The sequence below is a fragment of the Streptomyces sp. PA03-5A genome (assembly GCF_033792725.1).
Lineage (GTDB): Bacteria > Actinomycetota > Actinomycetes > Streptomycetales > Streptomycetaceae > Actinacidiphila.
The window spans coordinates 21,225-39,949 of record NZ_JARAVL010000039.1 but is presented as its reverse complement, the minus strand read 5'-3'; the positions used below and the strand labels follow the sequence as shown (position 1 = coordinate 39,949).

Below are 18,725 nucleotides of genomic sequence, written 5' to 3'. Positions count from 1 at the left end.
TCCCGCGGTGGTGGTCCGCCGCGGGGCGCGCCAGGGGGCGTGGCTACCCTGGTGCCATGGACTACGTCTCCGCGCTCGTGCCCCCCACCGTGATGGCCATCGCGTTCACCTTCCTCATCCGGACGCTGATCAGGAGCCAGGGCGGGGTCAACAAGGCCAAGGAGGACGCGGTGGTCGACGCCGCGCTGTCCGGCGCGCAGCCCGCGGCCCAGCGGTCGGGCGGCATCGAGAAGCCTCGGGTATGACCTCGGGATTTCCGGCATTCCGGGCATTGCGCCCGTAAGCAACTAGTATTCGGGTGTGCCCCGTCCATTGGGAGACCTCGAAGACGCCGTGATGAGCCGGGTGTGGCGCTGGAACCGCCCGGTGACGGTGCGCGAGGTGCTGGAGGATCTCCGCCGGGAGCGCTCGATCGCGTACACGACGGTCATGACCGTAATGGACAACCTTCATCAGAAGGGCTGGCTCCGGCGGGAAGCCGAAGGACGCGCCTATCGCTATGAGGCGGTTTCCACTCGGGCCGCTTACTCGGCGGCACTCATGCACGAGGCGTGGGCCGCCAGTGACAACCCCGCGGCGGCCCTTGTCGCGTTCTTCGGCATGATGTCGGCGGAACAGCGAGAAGCCCTCCGTGACGCAATGCGGGTGGTGCAATCCGCTGATCCGGGTGACCCCGGGGAGACGGGCGGATCGGACGGGCGATAGCGTCCGCACATGCGCGCCGCATCAAATGACGTCACCATCCGCCGGGCCAGGACGGCCGACGTGCCGGCTGTCCGGCGACTGCTCGACGCCTATGTTCGCGACCGCATCCTGCTCGACAAGCCGACGGTGACGCTTTACGAGGACATCCAGGAGTTCTGGGTGGCCGAACACGACCAGGACGCCGAGGTGGTGGCCTGCGGCGCATTGCACGTGATGTGGGAGGACCTCGCCGAGGTGCGCACCCTCGCGGTCGATCCGGCGCAGCACGGCAAGGGCGTCGGGCATCTCGTGCTGGAGAAGCTGCTGCAGACCGCGCGGTGGCTGGGAGTGCGGCGAATTTTCTGCCTCACCTTCGAAGTGGACTTCTTCGCGAAGCACGGCTTCGTGGAGATCGGCGAGACGCCGGTCGACGGCGATGTCTTCGGTGAGCTGCTGCGGTCAAAGGACGAGGGCGTGGCCGAGTTCCTCGACCTCGAACGAGTGAAACCGAACACCTTGGGCAACAGCCGGATGCTGTTGCATCTGTGAGGCTGCCCACGGCGTCCGTCCGGCACAACAGTATGTCCGAAACGTTCCGGCGGAAGACCGCGGGGATGGTGGCCGGCCGGGAGCAGTTCGGGCAAGGGGTTTGAGTTTTCCGGGAAAAGGCGGTTTGCTTTTACCGGTTATCCGTATTCGATGAAAGGGAAGCCGGTGGCACAGAAGGTTCAGGTCCTTCTTGTTGACGACCTCGACGGCGGCGAGGCGGATGAGACCGTGACGTTCGCACTCGACGGAGTGACGTACGAGATCGACCTCACCACCGACAACGCCGACAAGCTGCGTGGTCTCCTCGGCCCGTACGTGGACAACGGCCGCCGTACCGGTGGCCGCGCCGGCCGGGGCCGCGCCGCGAAGGGCGCCTCCCGCGGGGGCGCCGCGAGCCAGGACACCGCGAAGATCCGCGCGTGGGCCAAGGAAGAGGGTTACGAGGTCAACGACCGCGGCCGTGTCCCCGCGCAGATCCGCGAGGCGTACGAGAAGGCGCACGGCTGATCGGTCCGGGCGACACGCAGCCGGACCCGGTGGCAGGCGGTCGCGAGCGCGGAGACCAGGGCCGTCAGGCCCACGGTCCCTCCGGAGCGTCCGTCCGCCGCGGGGTTGGGTTGCGTGCCGAGCGTCATGGCGGGCAGGGAGAACGGCGCGCCGGCGTGGCGCCCGCCGTCCGGAACGGGCGGCCGGAGCCAGGCCTGCGCGCCGTCGTCGTAGGCGGCCTCCCGCCCGCACAGCGGTACGAGGTCGAGCGGGATGCCGCTCCACTCCAGCCAGTCCAGCAGGCCGGGCAGTTCCTCGGCGCTGCCCGGGGCGACGAAGAAGCGCATCCGGTACCCCGCCAGGGCGACCGGTCCCGTCCGGGGCGCCGGGAAGCGGCCGAGCACCTCGTGCCCCGCCTCCGCGGGGACGTCGAGGGCGTCCGCGTGTTCCAGGGTCGCCGGGACCCGTGAGGCCTGCATGCCCTGCGCAACGCTCCCCGGGGGTCCCGGGTTACGACGCGGGTCACCGGGAGTGCCCGGCCGGCCGGTTCCCGTCACCCTCCGTGAATCCCCAGGACGCAAGCCTGTTCGCCTATAGCAGACAGCAGGCGTGCTCCCGGCATGGACTGTCCGTGCAGGCGGGTAAGAAATACCTAGTGGGAACGGACGACGGCCATGTCGGACAGGCGGGGCGTTCGCCCTCGGCGTACTGGATAAAGGGCTATCCGCCTGGCCTGCGGGAACATCGTCTCGCACCATCGGGTTGAGGCTGTTGTCGACGGCGCGGGGGTTAACGACCTCGCAAGGTGTCGACGGTTGAAGTGAGCTGCCCCGCTGTGCGGGACTAGCATGCGGAAGGACAGGGAGGGGACACGCCCCTAACTGCCCGACCGCTCTGAGGAGCGATTAACGATGTTCGAGAGGTTCACCGACCGCGCGCGGCGGGTTGTCGTCCTGGCTCAGGAAGAAGCCCGGATGCTCAACCACAACTACATCGGCACCGAGCACATCCTCCTGGGCCTTATCCACGAGGGTGAGGGTGTCGCCGCTAAGGCCCTGGAGAGCCTCGGGATTTCGCTCGAGGCGGTCCGCCAGCAGGTTGAGGAGATCATCGGACAGGGGCAGCAGGCCCCGTCCGGCCACATCCCCTTCACCCCCCGGGCCAAGAAGGTCCTGGAGCTGTCGCTCCGCGAGGCCCTCCAGCTCGGCCACAACTACATCGGCACCGAGCACATCCTGCTCGGCCTGATCCGCGAGGGCGAGGGCGTCGCGGCCCAGGTCCTCGTGAAGCTGGGCGCCGATCTCAACCGGGTGCGGCAGCAGGTCATCCAGCTGCTCTCCGGCTACCAGGGCAAGGAGGCCGCCACCGCAGGCGGTCCGGCCGAGGGCACCCCCTCGACCTCGCTCGTCCTGGACCAGTTCGGCCGCAACCTCACGCAGGCCGCTCGTGAGACCAAGCTCGACCCGGTCATCGGGCGCGAGAAGGAGATCGAGCGCGTGATGCAGGTGCTGTCGCGCCGCACCAAGAACAACCCCGTCCTCATCGGCGAGCCCGGCGTCGGCAAGACCGCCGTCGTCGAGGGCCTGGCCCAGGCCATCGTCAAGGGCGAGGTCCCGGAGACGCTGAAGGACAAGCAGCTCTACACCCTGGACCTCGGCGCCCTGGTGGCCGGCTCCCGGTACCGCGGTGACTTCGAGGAGCGCCTGAAGAAGGTGCTCAAGGAGATCCGCACCCGCGGCGACATCATCCTGTTCATCGACGAGCTCCACACCCTGGTGGGTGCGGGCGCCGCCGAGGGCGCGATCGACGCCGCCTCGATCCTCAAGCCGATGCTCGCCCGCGGCGAGCTGCAGACCATCGGCGCCACCACGCTCGACGAGTACCGCAAGCACCTGGAGAAGGATGCGGCCCTGGAGCGCCGCTTCCAGCCCATCCAGGTCGCTGAGCCGTCGCTGCCGCACACCATCGAGATCCTCAAGGGCCTGCGGGACCGCTACGAGGCCCACCACCGCGTGTCCATCACGGACGCCGCCCTGGTGGCCGCGGCGACCCTCGCCGACCGCTACATCTCGGACCGCTTCCTGCCGGACAAGGCGATCGACCTGATCGACGAGGCCGGTTCCCGGATGCGCATCCGCCGGATGACCGCTCCGCCGGACCTGCGCGAGTTCGACGAGAAGATCGCCGACGTGCGCCGGGAGAAGGAGTCCGCGATCGACTCGCAGGACTTCGAGAAGGCCGCTTCCCTCCGCGACAAGGAGAAGCAGCTGCTCTCCGCGAAGACCAAGCGGGAGAAGGAGTGGAAGGCCGGCGACATGGACGTCGTCGCCGAGGTCGACGAGGAGCTGATCGCCGAGGTCCTGGCCACCGCCACGGGCATCCCGGTCTTCAAGCTCACCGAGGAGGAGTCCTCGCGTCTGCTGCGCATGGAGGACGAGCTGCACAAGCGCGTCATCGGCCAGAAGGACGCGATCAAGGCCCTCTCGCAGGCCATCCGCCGTACGCGGGCCGGTCTGAAGGACCCCAAGCGCCCCGGTGGCTCGTTCATCTTCGCCGGCCCGTCCGGTGTCGGTAAGACCGAGCTCTCCAAGACGCTCGCCGAGTTCCTCTTCGGCGACGAGGACGCGCTGATCCAGCTCGACATGTCCGAGTTCAGCGAGAAGCACACCGTCTCGCGGCTGTTCGGCTCCCCGCCCGGATACGTGGGCTACGAGGAGGGCGGCCAGCTCACCGAGAAGGTGCGCCGCAAGCCGTTCTCGGTCGTCCTCTTCGACGAGGTCGAGAAGGCCCACCCGGACATCTTCAACAGCCTGCTGCAGATCCTGGAGGACGGTCGCCTGACCGACTCCCAGGGCCGGGTCGTGGACTTCAAGAACACGGTCATCATCATGACCACCAACCTCGGCACCCGGGACATCTCCAAGGGCTTCAACCTCGGCTTCGCGGCCGCGGGTGACGTCAAGACCGGGTACGAGCGGATGAAGGCCAAGGTCGGCGAGGAGCTCAAGCAGCACTTCCGCCCCGAGTTCCTGAACCGTGTCGACGACATCGTGGTCTTCCACCAGCTCAGCGAGGAAGACATCATCCAGATCGTCGACCTCATGATCGCCCGGGTGGACGAGCGCCTCAGGGACAAGGACATGGGCATCGAGCTCAGCCCCGAGGCCAAGTCGCTGCTCGCCAAGCGGGGCTACGACCCCGTGCTGGGCGCCCGGCCGCTGCGCCGGACGATCCAGCGCGAGATCGAGGACGTGCTCTCCGAGAAGATCCTCTTCGGCGAGCTGCGCACCGGTCACATCGTGGTCGTGGGCACCGAGGGCGAGGGCGAGAACATCAAGTTCACCTTCCGGGGTGAGGAGAAGGTCGCCGTCGCCGACGCGCCTCCGGTCGAGGCGGCCGGCGGGCCGAACCTCAGCAAGGAAGCGTAACCGCAAGTAATCGCACAGCGATCCGACCCCGTCCGCACATTAGTGCGGGCGGGGTCGTCGCGTTTTGTGTTCCCCATGAACCCACCCTTGTTGCGCCGGTTGCATTTGTGGAAAGGTGAGCGATGTTCAGCACGGACTCCTCCTTCTCCGTGCTCCGGCCGGTGTCGTGCCGTCATTCCGGCAGGCATTCGAAAAGATCAGCCGAGAGTGAGGAGAGGCCACCTTGCCCCTTCACCGGCGCCCCGGCCTCACCTCCCCCCACGTAGCTGCGTCCCGCGCCGGCGCATTGGTTCGTACTTTTCCCGGCGGGGCGAACGCGGAAGGAAACTCTCGTTGAAGGAATCCCCGCATCCGAATTCCGCGCACCCCGGCCGGCTGTTCGGCGTACCGGACGAGGCGTTGTCCGGAGAGATCGGAAAGTCCCTGGGAAAGGAAGGCGCGCACCAGCCGTTCGAGGAGTTGCTGGCCCGCCATTGGCGGCCGGTCTCCGAGTACGCGGAGTTGTGCACGGTCTCCGGACACGCCGCCGGCATCCTCGCGGCGGCCGCGTTCACCCGGGTCTTCGTCGACACCCTGCGGCTGACCGGGCCCTCGGCGGCCTGGCGCCCCGAACTCCTGATCACCGTCCACAAGATCGCCGAGGAGTGGGCCGTCGACCGCCGGCGCGCCTGGCTCCACCGGCGGTTGCGGCCCCGCCCCGACCAGACCGACACCCGCCTGGCGGTACCGGAGAACCGCCGGCTGGCGAACCGGGCCTTCATGCGGCTGCCCGAGCCCGCCCGCTGCCTGCTCTGGCACGCCGAGGTCGACGCCGAGCCGCTCGACGTGCCGGCCGGGCTGCTGGGCATCGACCCGGAGCGGGCGGCGGCCCAGCTGGAGCTCGCCCGTACCCGCTTCCGCGAGGCCTGCGTCCAGGCGCACCGGGACCTCGCGCCGTACGAGGCCTGCCTGCAGTTCAGCCGTCTGCTGGACATCTCCATCCACCGCGGGGGCGCCGGTCTCGTCCCCGACCTGCAGCGGCACATAGCCCGGTGCGACCACTGCCGGTACGCGGCCGAGCAGCTCGACCACTCCGGGGACCGGCTGGGCGTGCTGATCGCCGAGGCGGTGCTGGTCTGGGAGGCGCGGGGCTACTTCGACTCCCGCCCCACCCGCCGGGCGGCCCGTGACAACGATGCCGGTAAGGGCTCCGGCGGTTCTCCCGGGCGGCGCCACGGCGGCCGCAGGCGCCGCGCCGCGAGCGGCGGCCGCCGGGGGCTCGCCGCGACCCTGCTGGGCATCGGCGGCTGCGCGCTGGTGACCGCCCTGGTGGTCGGCCTCAGCACCACCGGCGGCGGTAGCGACGACCGTGCCTCCGGTACGGCGCCCACCGCGGCCACGGCGTCCCCCACCGCCTCGGCCTCGGTCACCACCTCGGACACCGCGCCGGGCACGGTCACCGCCGACCCCGTCCCCACCGACGGGCTCCGCGGCCGGCTCCGGAACAACGGCGACGACCTGTGCATCGACCTGTCCGGCCGCCGCACCGTGATCGGCACCGGGGCGGCCACCGCGCGCTGCGACTCCGGTGCCACGCAGTTCTGGTCGTACGAGCCGGACGGGCTCATGCGGAGCGTCGCCCAGCCCGCGTACTGCCTCAACTCCCACCGCGGCCCCGCGCTGGAACTGGGTCTGTGCACGGCGTCCTTCGTCACCGGCGCCGAGGACGTGCGCTACGACCTCACCCTGACCGGGGACCTCATCCCCCGCTGGAATCAGCAGCTCGCGGTCGCCCCCGAGGGCCGCGAGCCGGGTGCGCAGGTCGTCCTGCGGCCCCGCGACGGCCGGCCCGTCCAGCGCTGGACCTTCGACACCTCCGTCGCCCCGCCCCGCTTCCAGTCGGTGGCGTACACCACCGGCTCGCAGTTGCTCGCCGGCTCGACCCGGGTGGCCGCGCTGCCCTCGGCGCCGCCGGGCCCGACGCCCACGGCCACCGGTTCCCCGACCCCCGGCGGGGAGTCCTGCGAGGGGGACTGCGACGGCGACGACGGCGACGGCTGGGGCCACGGCGGCTGGGACGGCTGGGGGGACCGGGATCGCGGCTACCGTCCCTGACCCGGTCCCGGGACGACGGTCACGTGCGCGGGCAGCCGGTCGGCCCCGGCGAGACGGTCGGCCGGCAGCGGGATGCGCACGGTCAGCGGCCCGGGGTGGGCCGCCAGCGGTGACAGGTCGAACCGGCCGTCGGCCGGGGCGGCCAGCTCCAGCTCCCGCAGCGCGGGCAGCCCGCCAATCGACCCCCAGTCGGCGGGCGTGCCCGGACCGAGCAGCGCGAGCCTGCGCAGGCCCCGCTGGCCCGCCAGGAATCGCAGGTCGGGCAGCGCGCAGTCCTTCAGCCTGACCTCGGTGAGGGCGAGCCCGGCCACGTACCCGGTCAGCTCGTCCACGGGCAGCTCGCCCCGCAGGTCGAGGCGGGTGGGCCGCAGAGCGAGCCTGCGCAGTTCGCGCAGCTGGTCGGCGGAGCGGACGGTGAAGTCCAGGCCGTCCGGGTCGAGACGGGCGACGACCTCCTGCGCGTACACGGCGCAGTCGAAGCGGTGCCAGGACCACATCAGCTGGGCGCGGACGCGCACGGACGGGTGCGCGGCGAAGCGGCCCAGATAGCCGGCGGCCCGGTCCGAGGGCAGGTGGCAGGCCGTGACCACGACGTGGAGCGCGTCCTCGTCGCAGAGCCCGTCGGGGCCGGGGAGCAGGTCCAGGACGAGCGGTCCGGCCTCCGCCAGGGCGCGGGCCTCGGCCGCGTCGGCGGGCGGGACGAGCGCGGCGGCGCGCCGTTCCACGGCCCCGCGCACGGCCGGGTCGAGGGCGGTGGCGTGCTCCAGGCAGGCGGCGGCGAGCAGGTGGAGCCGTGCCCGGGTGCGCCGGTCCGCGGCGAGGTCACCGCGGTCGAGGAGGTCCTGGAGGATCGCGGCGCGCTCGCTCGGACGGGCGAGCGCCACGGCCATGCGCAGGACGTCCTCCCACCGGTCGTCGGCGGCGTGGGCGGCGAGCAGCCCGAAGTCGCCCTCCTCGACGGCGGCGCGGGCGCCCAGGTAGTCCTGGAAGGTGCGGTGCACGAAGTCGACCGTGCCGGGTGCGGGCCGGCGCAGCACGCCGCCCCGGTCGAGGAGGTGGGTGAGGACGGCGGCGGCGTCGCCGAGGGCGGCGGCCTCGGGGACGGCGGGCAGCGCCCGCGCGACGACGGCCTCGGCCCGGTCGAGGTCCATCTCGGTGCGGCCGTTGCGGACCAGCCAGTGCGCCAGCCGCTGCAGCAGCTCGATCTGCGCCTCCTCGCGCAGCGGCACGACGGCCGCCTCCCGTTCGCGGTCCCGGCGGACCAGCAGCATCGACAGGGCGGCGGCGTACAGGTCCTTCCTGGCCCGCGGGAGGTAGCCGCGACGGTCGTGGTGCAGGGCGCAGATCAGGCCGCACATCAGGGGGTTGGTGGCGAGCCGGCCGAGGTCCGGCTCGGCCCGCACGGCGCTCAGCAGGCCGTCGGCGTACCCGGCCGCCTCCGGCCCCGCGGCGGCGTGCCAGCGGCGGACGAAGGCGGTGACGTCGGCGGGGCCCATGGGGGTCAGGGCCAGCTCGGTGAAGCCCTCCCCGGCCAGCCAGTCCTGCCGTACGGCGGAGGGGCGGGAGGTGACCAGCCAGCGGTTGCCGGGATGGGCGTCGAGCAGGTCGCGGAGCCAGGCCCGGGCGCGGCGGCGTTCGGCGTCCGGGATCTCGTCGATGCCGTCGACCAGCAGCAGCCCGCGGCCCTCGGTCAGGACCCGGGTCTCCCAGCCGGCGGGCTGGGTACCGGCGAGCGGGCAGCCGGAGGCGGCGAGGAAGCCGGGGGGCGCGGGCAGGCGTTCGCCGTGACGGGTGAGGGTGCGCAGCGGGAGGACGAACGGGATCCGGTCCTCCAGGTACGCCATGCCCTCGTCCGGCTCCTGGCGCGCGCAGGCGATCGCCAGCCACTGCACGAGCGTGGTCTTCCCCGACCCGGCCTCGCCGCGCAGCAGGACCCGCTCGTGCGCGGCGAGCGCGCGGTCGGCGGCGCGGGGTCCCCCGAGCCCCTCCATCCCACCGTGCAGAGGCCCACCGTGCGGAGGCCCACCGTGCGGAGGCCCACCGTCCGGGGGCCCGGCCGACGGTGCCGCCTCCAGGCTGAGGTAGGCGGTGGCCAGAGGCCAGCGGTCCGGGGTGTCCGCCAGATCGAGGCCGTGGATCGTGAGCCGCCCGTGCTTCTTCGCGACGTACGCCAGGTAGCGCCGCTCGAAGGCCGCGTCCTCGCCGCCCGGCAGCGGGGTGCGGGCGATGAGCTCGTCGACGCGGGCGGTCAGGTCGCCCAGCGTCCGGCTCTGCTCGACCAGGGTGGCGGCGACGAAGGTCGAGCGCTGGGTGAAGAAGTGCAGGATGTGCAGGCAGGCCGTGTCGAGCAACCGTGCGTGGAAGTGCGCCCCGTCGGCGCTGAGCTCCCGCTCCGGGGATCCGGCCGCACGGCGCAGGGCGCGGGCGAACGCGGCGTGCCCGAGGCCCACGGCCTGCAGGTCGGTGAGGTCGAGGTCGCCCAGGGCCCGCAGGGAGGTCGCGAGGGCGTCCACGACGGCGGTCTCCTCGTCGGCGCCGACGGGGCGTTCCCCGGTGCGCAGGGCCTGGCGCACCAGCTTGGCGGCCAGGGCGCGCAGGTCCGCGTCGGTGAGGGTGCGCTTCTCGCCCCTGAAGGAGACGCGGGAGGAGATGCGGACCGGCCGGTCCACCAGGCCCGCGCCGGGTCCCTCGGTCACGAAGAGCCTCTTGACCAACGGCCCCGCGACGGCCGACGCCAGCCGTACGCCCACGGCAGAAGGATCCACGTACCCGCCCCCCCGTCGTGCGGTTCGCGCGGTTTTCCCATTCCGCGCTCCGCATGTTCCCGGATTTCCCGTTCCGTGTGACCCGGGCCACGGGACCTAGGTCCCGAAGGGCAATTCCCTTTGGTCCCGAGCCCGGTGACGTGACCCACGTGACTTGGGCCACGTACGAATCACCTTAGGGGACTTGAACCCTTGCCGCAGGCGGGGAAGCGGGCCTCGCGAGGTGACAGATACGAAAGGCGGTAGTAAACATAGGGGCTTGTCCGGCGCCGGAATGTCGGGTTACCAAGGGATCGCGGCGAACGCACCGCAATGTTCTTGTCCGGCTATTTCCGCGAGGTAATTCCGAATGCGCATGCCCAAGATCTCGAGCTCCCTCCTCCGTGGCCGTCGTACCGTCGTCACCGCCGGCGTCTGCGCCTCGCTGGCACTCGGTGCGGCAGGGACGGCCATGGCGGAGACGCAGAGCGGGAGCCTGCTGGGCCTCGGCGCGGCCGGGAAGCTGGCGGACGTCACCCGGGCGCAGGCCGACGTGCAGCAGCGTGCCGCCCAGGCCGTGAAGGCCGACCGCCACGCACGCGCCGAGCTGCACCGCAAGCACCAGAACCACGTGACGCAGTCCCAGAAGGGCGCCCCGCAGGCGCAGGCCCGCAGCAACAGCGGCTGGTCGGTCCCGGTCAAGAAGTACGCGCTGTCCGCCGGTTACATGCAGAACGGCGCCCGCTGGGCGCACAAGCACTCCGGCCAGGACTTCGCCGTGCCGATCGGCACCAACGTCCACGCCGTGAGCGCCGGCACCGTGGTCGAGGCGGGCTGGGGCGGCGCCTACGGCAACAACATCGTGATCCGCCACGCCAACGGCATGTACTCGCAGTACGGCCACCTGTCGAAGATGCAGGTGCGCATCGGCCAGCACGTCGGCCAGGGCCAGCAGATCGCGCTGTCCGGCAACACCGGCAACAGCACCGGACCCCACCTGCACTTCGAGATCCGCAAGACCCCGTACTACGGCTCGTCCGTCAACCCGCTGCCCTACCTGCGGGCTCACGGCGTGTCGGTCTGACCCCGGTAGGTCTGGGCGATCAGCTCCTGGGCGACCTCGAGGACGGCGGCACGCTTGTCCTCGGGGTCGCCCTCGAGGTTCTGCATGGCGAACATCCCCGCGTGCATCGCGAAGACCGCGGTGATCGAGCGCACCTGGTCGGTCAGCGGTGCGTCCGGGTCCTTGAGCAGGGAGTGGACGGCGAGCAGCTTGGTCTTGAAGGTCTCGCCGATGCTCAGGTCGCGGACGGTGGCCTGGTTCTCCTGGATGAAGCGGAACAGCGGTCCGGCGCTCCACAGCGCGTCCGCGTAGCGGCGCAGCACCTCGCACTTGGTCTCCAGGGTGCGCGGCTGCTCCGTGGCCCAGGCGATCAGCTCGTCGACCGGTGAGGCGAGGTCCTCGACGATGCTGTTGAGGATGTCCTCCTTGGTCCTGAAGTGGTAGTACAACGCCGCTTTGGTCACGTCCAGGTGCTCGGCGATCTCGCGCAGGGACGTCTTCTCGTATCCCTGCTCGGCGAAGAGTTGCAGCGCGACGTCCTGGATGCGGCGTCGCGTATCACCTCTGCGTGCGTGGGGCGTTGCCATGGGCGAACTTTAACTTACTTGACGCCCGGCTAGTAAGCCGCATACTGTCAGGGTGCCCCAGGCAACTAGCCGGGCGGCAGGTAAGCAACCGAAGACAAGCAAGAAACAAGTAGGGGAGCTTGTGATGGCGGACACCGCCGACACCCCGCAGCGCAGCGTGCGCGTGGTGTTGTTCGGGCTCATGATCGCGATGTTGCTCGCGATGCTGGACAACATGATCATCGGCACCGCGATGCCCACCATCGTGGGCGAGCTGGGCGGCCTGGAGCACCTGTCGTGGGTTGTCACCGCGTACACGCTGGCCACCGCCGCATCGACGCCCGTCTGGGGCAAGCTCGGCGACCTGTACGGCCGCAAGGGCATCTTCATGTCGTCGATCGTGATCTTCCTGATCGGATCGGCGCTGTCCGGCATGGCGCAGGACATGGGCCAGCTGATCGCCTTCCGCGCCGTGCAGGGCCTGGGCGCCGGCGGTCTGATCGTCGGTGTGATGGCGATCATCGGTGACCTGATCCCGCCGCGGGAGCGCGGCAAGTACCAGGGCATGATGGCCGGCGTCATGGCGGTCGCCATGATCGGCGGACCGCTCGTCGGCGGCAGCATCACCGACAACTGGGGCTGGCGCTGGAGCTTCTACATCAACCTCCCGCTCGGCGTGGTCGCCCTGTTCATGATCTCGGCGGTGCTGCACCTGCCGAAGAAGCAGATCAAGACCAGCATCGACTACCTCGGCACGGTGCTGCTCACCGTCAGCATCACCTCGCTGGTCCTGCTCACCACCTGGGGTGGCAACCAGTACGCGTGGGGCTCGCCGCAGATCCTGGGCCTGCTGGTGCTCGGCCTGGCCGCGCTGGCCGCCTTCCTCTTCGTGGAGAACCGCGTCGCCGAGCCGGTCATCCCGCTGCACATCTTCCACAGCCGCAACTTCTCGCTGATCTCGGTGATCGGCTTCCTGGTCGGCTTCGTGATGTTCGGCGCGATGACCTTCCTGCCGCTGTACCAGCAGACCGTCCAGGGCGCCTCCGCGACCAACTCCGGCCTCCTGCTGCTGCCGCTGCTGCTGGCGATGATGGTCGTCTCGCTGATCGCCGGCCGGATCACCACCCAGACCGGCAAGTACAAGATCTTCCCGATCGTCGGCGGCGGCCTGATGACCGTCGGCCTCTACCTGCTGTCCACGATGGACACCGGCACCACTCGCTTCGTCTCCGGCGTGTGGATGGCCGTGCTCGGCGCGGGCATGGGCTTCCTGATGCAGATCACGATGCTGATAGCGCAGAACAGCGTCGAGATGAAGGACATGGGCGTCGGCTCCTCGTCCTCCACGCTCTTCCGGACGATCGGCGGCTCCTTCGGCGTCGCCCTCTTCGGAGCGATCTTCACCCACCAGGTGCAGAACACCATGACGGACCGCCTCGGCGGCGCCGCCGCGGGCGCCGCGTCCGGCTCCGCCCAGCTGGACCCGGCGGGCCTGGCCAAGCTGCCCCCGGCCGTCAAGGACGCCTACCTGCACGCCGTCGCCGGCGGCACGCACCACGTCTTCCTGTGGGGCGCCGCGGTCAGCGTCATCGGCTTCCTGCTGGCCTTCTTCGTCAAGGAGATCCCGCTGCGCTCGGCGCCGACCACGCCCAGCACCGAGGAAGCGGTCGCCGCGGTCGAGGTCGTCTGAGCCTGCGGCCCACCCCGCCCCACCCGCTGCCGATGCTCGCACGGGGGTCGTCGTCCGACCCGCGTGCGAGCATCGTCCGTTCGGCGGGGAACCTGCGGCCCACGGCGTGGGACGGCCGCGTCGGACCCGCCGTCACTCGCGGGGCAGCAGCAAGCGGGCGACCGCGCCGCCGCCCTCCTCCTCGGGCACGTTGCGGAAGGTGAGACGGGCGCCGAGGACGCGGGTCTGACCGGTGGCGATGGTCAGCCCCAGACCGTGGCCGCTGCCGGCCCGGTCGCTGCTGCCCGTGCGGAAGCGGCTCGGGCCGTCGCGGAGCAGGTCGCGGGGGAAGCCCGGGCCGTGGTCGCGGACCTCCACGTACGGGCCGTCGACGGTGACCTCGACGGGCGGCCGACCGTGCCGCCCGGCGTTCGCCAGCAGGTTGCCCAGGACGCGCTCCAGCCGGCGCGGGTCGGTGCGGACGACGGCGTCGTCGCGGACGGTCACGGTCGCCTCGGGAGCCGCGGCCGCGACCCTGCGCCGTACGAAGTCGCCGAGCGCCACGTCCTGGAGGTCGGCCTGCTCGGCGGCGCCGTCCAGCCGGGCGACCTCCAGGACGTCCTCGACGAGCGTGCGCAGCGCCTGCGAGCGGTCCCTGACCAGCTCGGAGGGGCGGCCCGGCGGCAGCAGCTCGGCCGCGGTGACCAGCCCCGTCACCGGGGTGCGCAGCTCGTGGGCGATGTCCGCGGTGACCCGGCGCTCCGCCTCCAGCCGGCCGGCCAGGACGTCCGCCATGGCGTCCACGGCGCGCGCCAGCTCGTCCGTCTCGTCCCGGACCCGGCCGCCGATCGCGTCGCGCACCCGTACGTTCGTCTCCCCGTCGGCCACCCGGCCGGCCGCCTCGGCCGCCTTGCGCAGCCGCCGGGACAACTGCCCGCCGATGAGCACGCCCAGCGCCGTGCCGCCCACGACGACCGCCGACGAGCCGATGACCAGCGCCTGGTCCAGGTCCTCCAGGACCGAGAAGCGGTCGGTGAACGCCGAATTGAGGGACAGGACCTTGCCGTCCGCCAGCGGGGTCTCCGCCCACACCACGGGCGCGCCGCCGGTGTCGGAGACGTAGGTGGCCCGCTTGCCCTCCCGGGCCAGCCGCTTCAGCGGCGCGGGCAGGTCCGGGTCGTCCAGCCGGGCGTCGAAGGTGAGCCGGCCGGTGGACTCGTAGATCCGCTGGGCGAACTGCACCCGCTCGTTCTGCACGTCACGGGAGTTGTCGATCATGCTGGCCCGGGCCGCGTTGTGCACCACCAGGCTCAGCACCAGCGCGACCAGCGCCGACACCACGGCGATCGCCACGCAGACCTTCCAGCGCAGCCCGATCTTCGGCAGCGGACGGGCCCTCCTCGCGACGGGGCCCCCGGGACGCGCGGTCACCGCGTCAGCCCCTGAGCTTGTAGCCGAAGCCGCGCACCGTCTCGATGCGCTCCTGCCCGATCTTCGCCCGCAGCCGCTGCACATGGACGTCCACCACCCGGGTGTCGCCGCCCCACTCGTAGTCCCAGACCCGCTCCAGCAGCCGGTCCCGGGACAGCACCGTCCCCGGCGCCGCCGAGAACTCCAGCAGCAGCCGCATCTCCGTGGGCGTCAGCGCCAGGCGGTCGCCGGCGCGCCGCACCTCCATGCCCTCCGGGTCCACCTCCAGGTCCCCGAAGGTCAGCGCCCCGGTCCCGGCCGGGGGCTCGTCCGCCGCGGCCACCCGGAAGCGCCGCAGCACCGCCCGCATGCGGGCGGTCAGCACGGCCCCGTCGAAGGGCTTGGTGACGTAGTCGTCGGCACCCGCCTCCAGGCCCAGCACGACGTCGATCGAGTCGGCCCGCGCCGAGAGCATGATCACCGGTACCGTCGACTCGTCCCGGATGCGCCGGCACAGGCTCACCCCGTCCAGGCCCGGCACCATCACGTCCAGCAGCGCCAGGTCAGGCTGCCGGGCGCGGAACGCCTCCAGCCCGGCCAGGCCGTCCGGCACGGCGGTCACGTCGAAGCCGTCGCGCTCCAGCGCCAGGGTCGTCGCCTCGCGGATGACGTCGTCGTCCTCGACGAACAGCACGTGCGTGTCAGCCATGCGGACCGCTCCCGGTGCCGTCGTCCGTCTCGTAGTCGCGGTGGGAGAACGAGACCTCCTCGAAGCGGGAGCCGTTCCACCGGTACGTGGTCACGTCCTCGCCCGAGGGGTTGGAGACCGCGTCCTGCGGCTCGTACACCTGGTGGGTCACCTTCAGGGTGCCGTCGCCGATCTCGGCGAAGACGGGGGGCTGCTCGTCGGCGAAGACGTTGACGTACGCGCCGTCCACCCGGCGGTAGACGTAGCTCCCGATGCCCACGCTGTCCGCGCAGGTCGAGACGTTGACCACCAGGTCCGTGCCGTCCCCGCCGGTCAGCCGGCCCGAGCGACGGTCCACCGGGTACGGCTGCTCCGCGGCCTTCGGGCGGCTCCCCGCACCCGTGGACGGCGCGGCGCAGGCCACCAGGCTGTCCCGGATGTCCCGGGCCACCTTCGGGTCGTGCTTCACCAGGCGCACCACGTCCGCGGCGGCCTTGGCGTCCACCGCCCGCGGGTCCGCCGACCGCCCGCCGTCCAGCGTGCGGGCGTCCGGGACCGGCGCCGACACCGAGGGGGACGGCAGGGCGGGGGAGGCGACCGCGGCGGTGCCCTCCTCGCGCACGCCGCCGGCGTCGCGGCAGCTGGTCACGGCGACGAGTGCCCCGCACACGGCGACAGCGGCGGCAGCGGTGCCCACCGGGACTACGCTGCGGCGCACACGCCCTCCGTCCTGCCCGTGGCGGGCTCCACGGGCCTTCCGTATCCGTTGCTCTGCCGCTCGAGCTCGGCGCGCAGCCGCGCCAGCGCCCGGTGCAGCGTGCTCTTCACGGTACCCACCGACATGCCCAGCGCGTGCGCCGTCTCCTCCGTGCTGAGCTGCCGGTAGTGGCGCAGCAGCACCACCTGGCGCTGCTTGGGGGCCAGCATGCCGAGCGCGTCCAGCAGCATCGCCCGGTCGGCCCGCTGGTCGGCGCCGTCGTCCACGGAACCCTCCGGCAGCTCGGGGGTCGGCACCTCCTCCAGCCGGCGGGCGCGCCACCACTCGGTACGGGTGTTGATCATCACCCGGCGCATGTACGCGTCGGCCAGGTTCTTGTCGGCGATGTCGCCCCAGCGCGGGTAGGTGCGGGCCAGCGCCGTCTGCACGAGGTCCTGGGCGTCGATCGGGTCGGGGACGAGCCGGCGCGCGCTGCGCAGCAGGGCCTCCTGCCGGTTCCGCACGTACTCCTCGAAGTCCATGACCTGGGCTGTCCCCTGGGCGTTCGCCGCCATGGCGTCCCTCCGTCCGGCGCGCTTGATTACGACCAGGTCGACGCTACGGAGCGGATGTACGGCTTTCGCGACCACCGCCGCACAGCGGACCCACAGCCACCCATCGGTTGTGTAACGACAGGGCCGTCCGGAGTGTGCGGCGCTCAGCCGGGCAGCCGGTACAGACCGTCCTCGAGGGGTTCCACCAGGCCGTCGGCGACCAGGCCGTCCAGGGCCCGGGCGCGCTGGACGGGCTCCTGCCACACGGCGTCCAGCTCGGCCTGCGGCACCGGCTCCGTGGCCTCGCGCAGCACGGCCAGCAGCCTGCCCCGGACCTGGCGGTCGGTACCGGCGTACGTCTGGCCGCGGCGGGGCGGTCCCTCGTGCGCGGGGGAGCCGGCCAGCCGCCAGGCGCACTGCCCGGCGATCGGGCAGCGCACGCACTCGGGCCCACGGGCGGTGCAGATCAGGGCGCCCAGTTCCATCGTGGCCGCGGCCCAGCGGGCGGCGGTGGCCTCGTCGGCGGGGAGCATCCGGTGGGCGATCCGGCGCTCGGCGGCGGTCGTCGCGTTCGGCGGGTACTCCACACCGGTCACGGCGCGCGCGAAGACCCGGCGCACATTGGTGTCCAGCACCGCGTGCCGCTGCCCGTACGCGAAGGAGGCCACCGCGGCGGCCGTGTACTCGCCGACCCCCGGGAGGGCCAACAACTCGGCATGCTCCGTGGGCACTTCACCGCCGTGCAGCTGGGCGATCGCGGTCGCCGCGGCATGCAGCCGCAGCGCCCGGCGCGGATAGCCGAGCCGGCCCCAGGCGCGGACCGCCTCCCCGGAGGGCTCCGCCGCGAGGGCGCCCGGCGTGGGCCAGCGCTCCAGCCACGTCCCGTACACCGGCAGGACCCGGCTGACCGGGGTCTGCTGCAGCATGAACTCGCTGACCATGACGCCCCAGGCGCCCGCTTCGGGACGCCGCCACGGAAGGTCCCGGGCGTTGTCGTCGAACCAGTCGATCACGGGGGAGTGCAGTTGCTGGTGGTCGCGGTCGTCGTTCATAGCGCCTCCGATCCTACGTCCCCGGGGCCGCCGCGGCAGGCAGCGCGAAACGGGTGAGGGAGCTCCCCGGAACGGAGGGGAGATCTGCTGATCAATCACACAAGTTGCCAGCGTGCCGCGCGTGCCTTGGTCCGATTCAAGGGAAACCGCATAAGGTTTGCGCGTGGGCTCAATGCGCAATCCCGTGGGACCTCTCCCGTCCTCCATCTACTGGCGGCGACGGGCGGTTGTGCTGCTCCTGGTCGGGCTGCTCACCGTCCTCGTCGTATGGGCCGTCAACTCCCGTGACGGCGGGGGGAACAGCGCCAACGGGCCGGACGGCCGTTCACCCGCGCCGTCCATCACCCCCGGCCCGTCCGCGAGCGGTCCGCTCAACAGCTCCCGCCCGGGCGGCTCGGTCGGCGGTGGTTCCGGCGGCGACGACGGCGGTGACGCCACGGACGGCGGCGCCGGCGACTCCGGCGCCACGGACGGCAGTTCGCAGGGCGCCGACTCCGGTGGCGGCGACGGAGGCACGGACGCCGGTGCCTCGGGTGCCGCGGACGCGGGTGGTTCCGGCGGCGGTGGCGGTGGGAGCGGCAGCGGCGGTGCGCAGTTGCCCGCGGGCTCCTCGCTGCCCAACTGCGGGCCGGGCGTCTCGCTGAGCGTGCGCAGCACCGACAACGCCTACGAGCCCGGTGAGCGGCCCCGGTTCACGCTGACCGCGACCAACCCCTCCGCCACCGCCTGCAAGCTGGACTTCGGCCCGGACTCGGCGGTCTTCTCCATCAGCGACGTCAACGACCACCACGTGTGGGCCAGCGACGACTGCCCCAAGAGCCGTGCCCCGTACCTGCTGCAGGTCCCGGCGGGCGGCTCGACCTCGTACGACGTCGAGTGGGACCGCCGGACGAGCTCCCCGCGGTGCGCCACGCCCAAGGGCGGGGCGGCCCCGTACGGCACCTACCTGCTCGAGGTGAAGCTCCCGGGCCGCTCCGCGAAGCAGACGTCCTTCGTCCTGAAGAACGTCTAGGACGTCCGGGGCGGCCAGGACGCCCGGAC

Annotated in this window: 17 protein-coding genes; 9 read left to right on the top strand and 8 right to left on the bottom strand. The window is 71.9% G+C overall.

Going from position 1 to position 18,725, the window contains the following annotated elements:
* The first annotated feature begins 56 nt into the window (after positions 1-56).
* The 4 genes from PV410_RS35855 to PV410_RS35840 all read left to right on the top strand — a co-directional run bounded on the left by PV410_RS35855 (position 57) and on the right by PV410_RS35840 (position 1,740).
* Positions 57-245 (top strand): hypothetical protein, encoded by a 189-nt coding sequence (locus PV410_RS35855; RefSeq protein WP_500330190.1) that lies wholly within the window; start codon positions 57-59, stop codon positions 243-245.
* Positions 246-300: 55 nt separating this feature from the next.
* Positions 301-705 carry a BlaI/MecI/CopY family transcriptional regulator gene (locus PV410_RS35850; protein WP_499513223.1) on the top strand — a complete coding sequence of 135 codons (405 nt, stop codon included), beginning with the start codon at positions 301-303 and terminating at the stop codon, positions 703-705.
* A gap of 9 nt (positions 706-714) precedes the next feature.
* The gene (locus tag PV410_RS35845) at positions 715-1,233 is read left to right on the top strand and encodes an amino-acid N-acetyltransferase (protein ID WP_431962047.1); all 519 of its coding nucleotides are present in this window, start codon (positions 715-717) and stop codon (positions 1,231-1,233) included.
* A gap of 165 nt (positions 1,234-1,398) precedes the next feature.
* Positions 1,399-1,740 carry a histone-like nucleoid-structuring protein Lsr2 gene (locus PV410_RS35840; protein WP_499513224.1) on the top strand — a complete coding sequence of 114 codons (342 nt, stop codon included), beginning with the start codon at positions 1,399-1,401 and terminating at the stop codon, positions 1,738-1,740.
* Here PV410_RS35840 and PV410_RS35835 read toward each other — a convergent pair.
* Positions 1,671-2,198: an SCO3374 family protein gene (locus PV410_RS35835; protein WP_499513225.1), complete on the bottom strand. Its 528-nt coding sequence runs from the start codon at positions 2,196-2,198 to the stop codon at positions 1,671-1,673. The two genes, PV410_RS35840 and PV410_RS35835, sit on opposite strands and share 70 nt — an antisense overlap.
* Positions 2,199-2,630: 432 nt before the next feature.
* On the opposite strand from PV410_RS35835, the gene PV410_RS35830 reads away from it, so the two are divergent.
* Complete coding sequence (locus tag PV410_RS35830; RefSeq protein WP_499513226.1) at positions 2,631-5,147, top strand: ATP-dependent Clp protease ATP-binding subunit; 2,517 nt, start codon at positions 2,631-2,633, stop codon at positions 5,145-5,147.
* A 333-nt stretch (positions 5,148-5,480) separates the two neighbouring features.
* The gene (locus PV410_RS35825) at positions 5,481-7,241 is read left to right on the top strand and encodes a ricin-type beta-trefoil lectin domain protein (RefSeq protein WP_500330187.1); all 1,761 of its coding nucleotides are present in this window, start codon (positions 5,481-5,483) and stop codon (positions 7,239-7,241) included.
* On the opposite strand, the gene PV410_RS35820 is transcribed toward PV410_RS35825, so the two are convergent.
* Positions 7,229-10,006 (bottom strand): NACHT domain-containing protein, encoded by a 2,778-nt coding sequence (locus PV410_RS35820; protein ID WP_500330186.1) that lies wholly within the window; start codon positions 10,004-10,006, stop codon positions 7,229-7,231. The two genes, PV410_RS35825 and PV410_RS35820, sit on opposite strands and share 13 nt — an antisense overlap.
* 349 nt (positions 10,007-10,355) lie before the next feature.
* On the opposite strand from PV410_RS35820, the gene PV410_RS35815 reads away from it, so the two are divergent.
* The gene (locus tag PV410_RS35815; protein ID WP_500330185.1) at positions 10,356-11,069 is read left to right on the top strand and encodes a M23 family metallopeptidase; all 714 of its coding nucleotides are present in this window, start codon (positions 10,356-10,358) and stop codon (positions 11,067-11,069) included.
* Here the strand turns inward: PV410_RS35815 and PV410_RS35810 are convergent.
* Positions 11,051-11,635: a TetR/AcrR family transcriptional regulator gene (locus PV410_RS35810; protein WP_500330184.1), complete on the bottom strand. Its 585-nt coding sequence runs from the start codon at positions 11,633-11,635 to the stop codon at positions 11,051-11,053. The two genes, PV410_RS35815 and PV410_RS35810, sit on opposite strands and share 19 nt — an antisense overlap.
* A gap of 124 nt (positions 11,636-11,759) precedes the next feature.
* Here PV410_RS35810 and PV410_RS35805 point away from each other — a divergent pair, with 124 nt between their 5' ends.
* On the top strand, positions 11,760-13,304 hold the full coding sequence (locus tag PV410_RS35805) for an MDR family MFS transporter (protein WP_500330182.1): 1,545 nt from the start codon (positions 11,760-11,762) through the stop codon (positions 13,302-13,304).
* Between the two features lie 132 nt (positions 13,305-13,436).
* Here the strand turns inward: PV410_RS35805 and PV410_RS35800 are convergent, their stop codons facing one another.
* The 5 genes from PV410_RS35800 to PV410_RS35780 all read right to left on the bottom strand — a co-directional run bounded on the left by PV410_RS35800 (position 13,437) and on the right by PV410_RS35780 (position 17,684).
* Positions 13,437-14,798, bottom strand: a complete 1,362-nt coding sequence (locus PV410_RS35800) for a sensor histidine kinase (protein ID WP_500330181.1) — start codon at positions 14,796-14,798, stop codon at positions 13,437-13,439.
* The gene (cseB, locus tag PV410_RS35795; RefSeq protein WP_500330180.1) at positions 14,719-15,402 is read right to left on the bottom strand and encodes a two-component system response regulator CseB; all 684 of its coding nucleotides are present in this window, start codon (positions 15,400-15,402) and stop codon (positions 14,719-14,721) included. Before cseB ends, PV410_RS35800 begins: the two co-directional genes overlap by 80 nt.
* The gene (locus PV410_RS35790) at positions 15,395-16,099 is read right to left on the bottom strand and encodes a hypothetical protein (RefSeq protein WP_500330178.1); all 705 of its coding nucleotides are present in this window, start codon (positions 16,097-16,099) and stop codon (positions 15,395-15,397) included. The genes cseB and PV410_RS35790 overlap by 8 nt, the downstream gene beginning before the upstream one ends.
* Positions 16,084-16,653, bottom strand: a complete 570-nt coding sequence (locus tag PV410_RS35785; RefSeq protein ID WP_499513235.1) for a SigE family RNA polymerase sigma factor — start codon at positions 16,651-16,653, stop codon at positions 16,084-16,086. Before PV410_RS35785 ends, PV410_RS35790 begins: the two co-directional genes overlap by 16 nt.
* 143 nt (positions 16,654-16,796) lie before the next feature.
* Positions 16,797-17,684: an HhH-GPD family protein gene (locus PV410_RS35780; protein WP_500330176.1), complete on the bottom strand. Its 888-nt coding sequence runs from the start codon at positions 17,682-17,684 to the stop codon at positions 16,797-16,799.
* A gap of 184 nt (positions 17,685-17,868) precedes the next feature.
* Between PV410_RS35780 and PV410_RS35775 the strand changes: the two genes are divergently transcribed.
* Positions 17,869-18,696: a hypothetical protein gene (locus PV410_RS35775; RefSeq protein WP_500330174.1), complete on the top strand. Its 828-nt coding sequence runs from the start codon at positions 17,869-17,871 to the stop codon at positions 18,694-18,696.
* Positions 18,697-18,725: the final 29 nt, after the last annotated feature.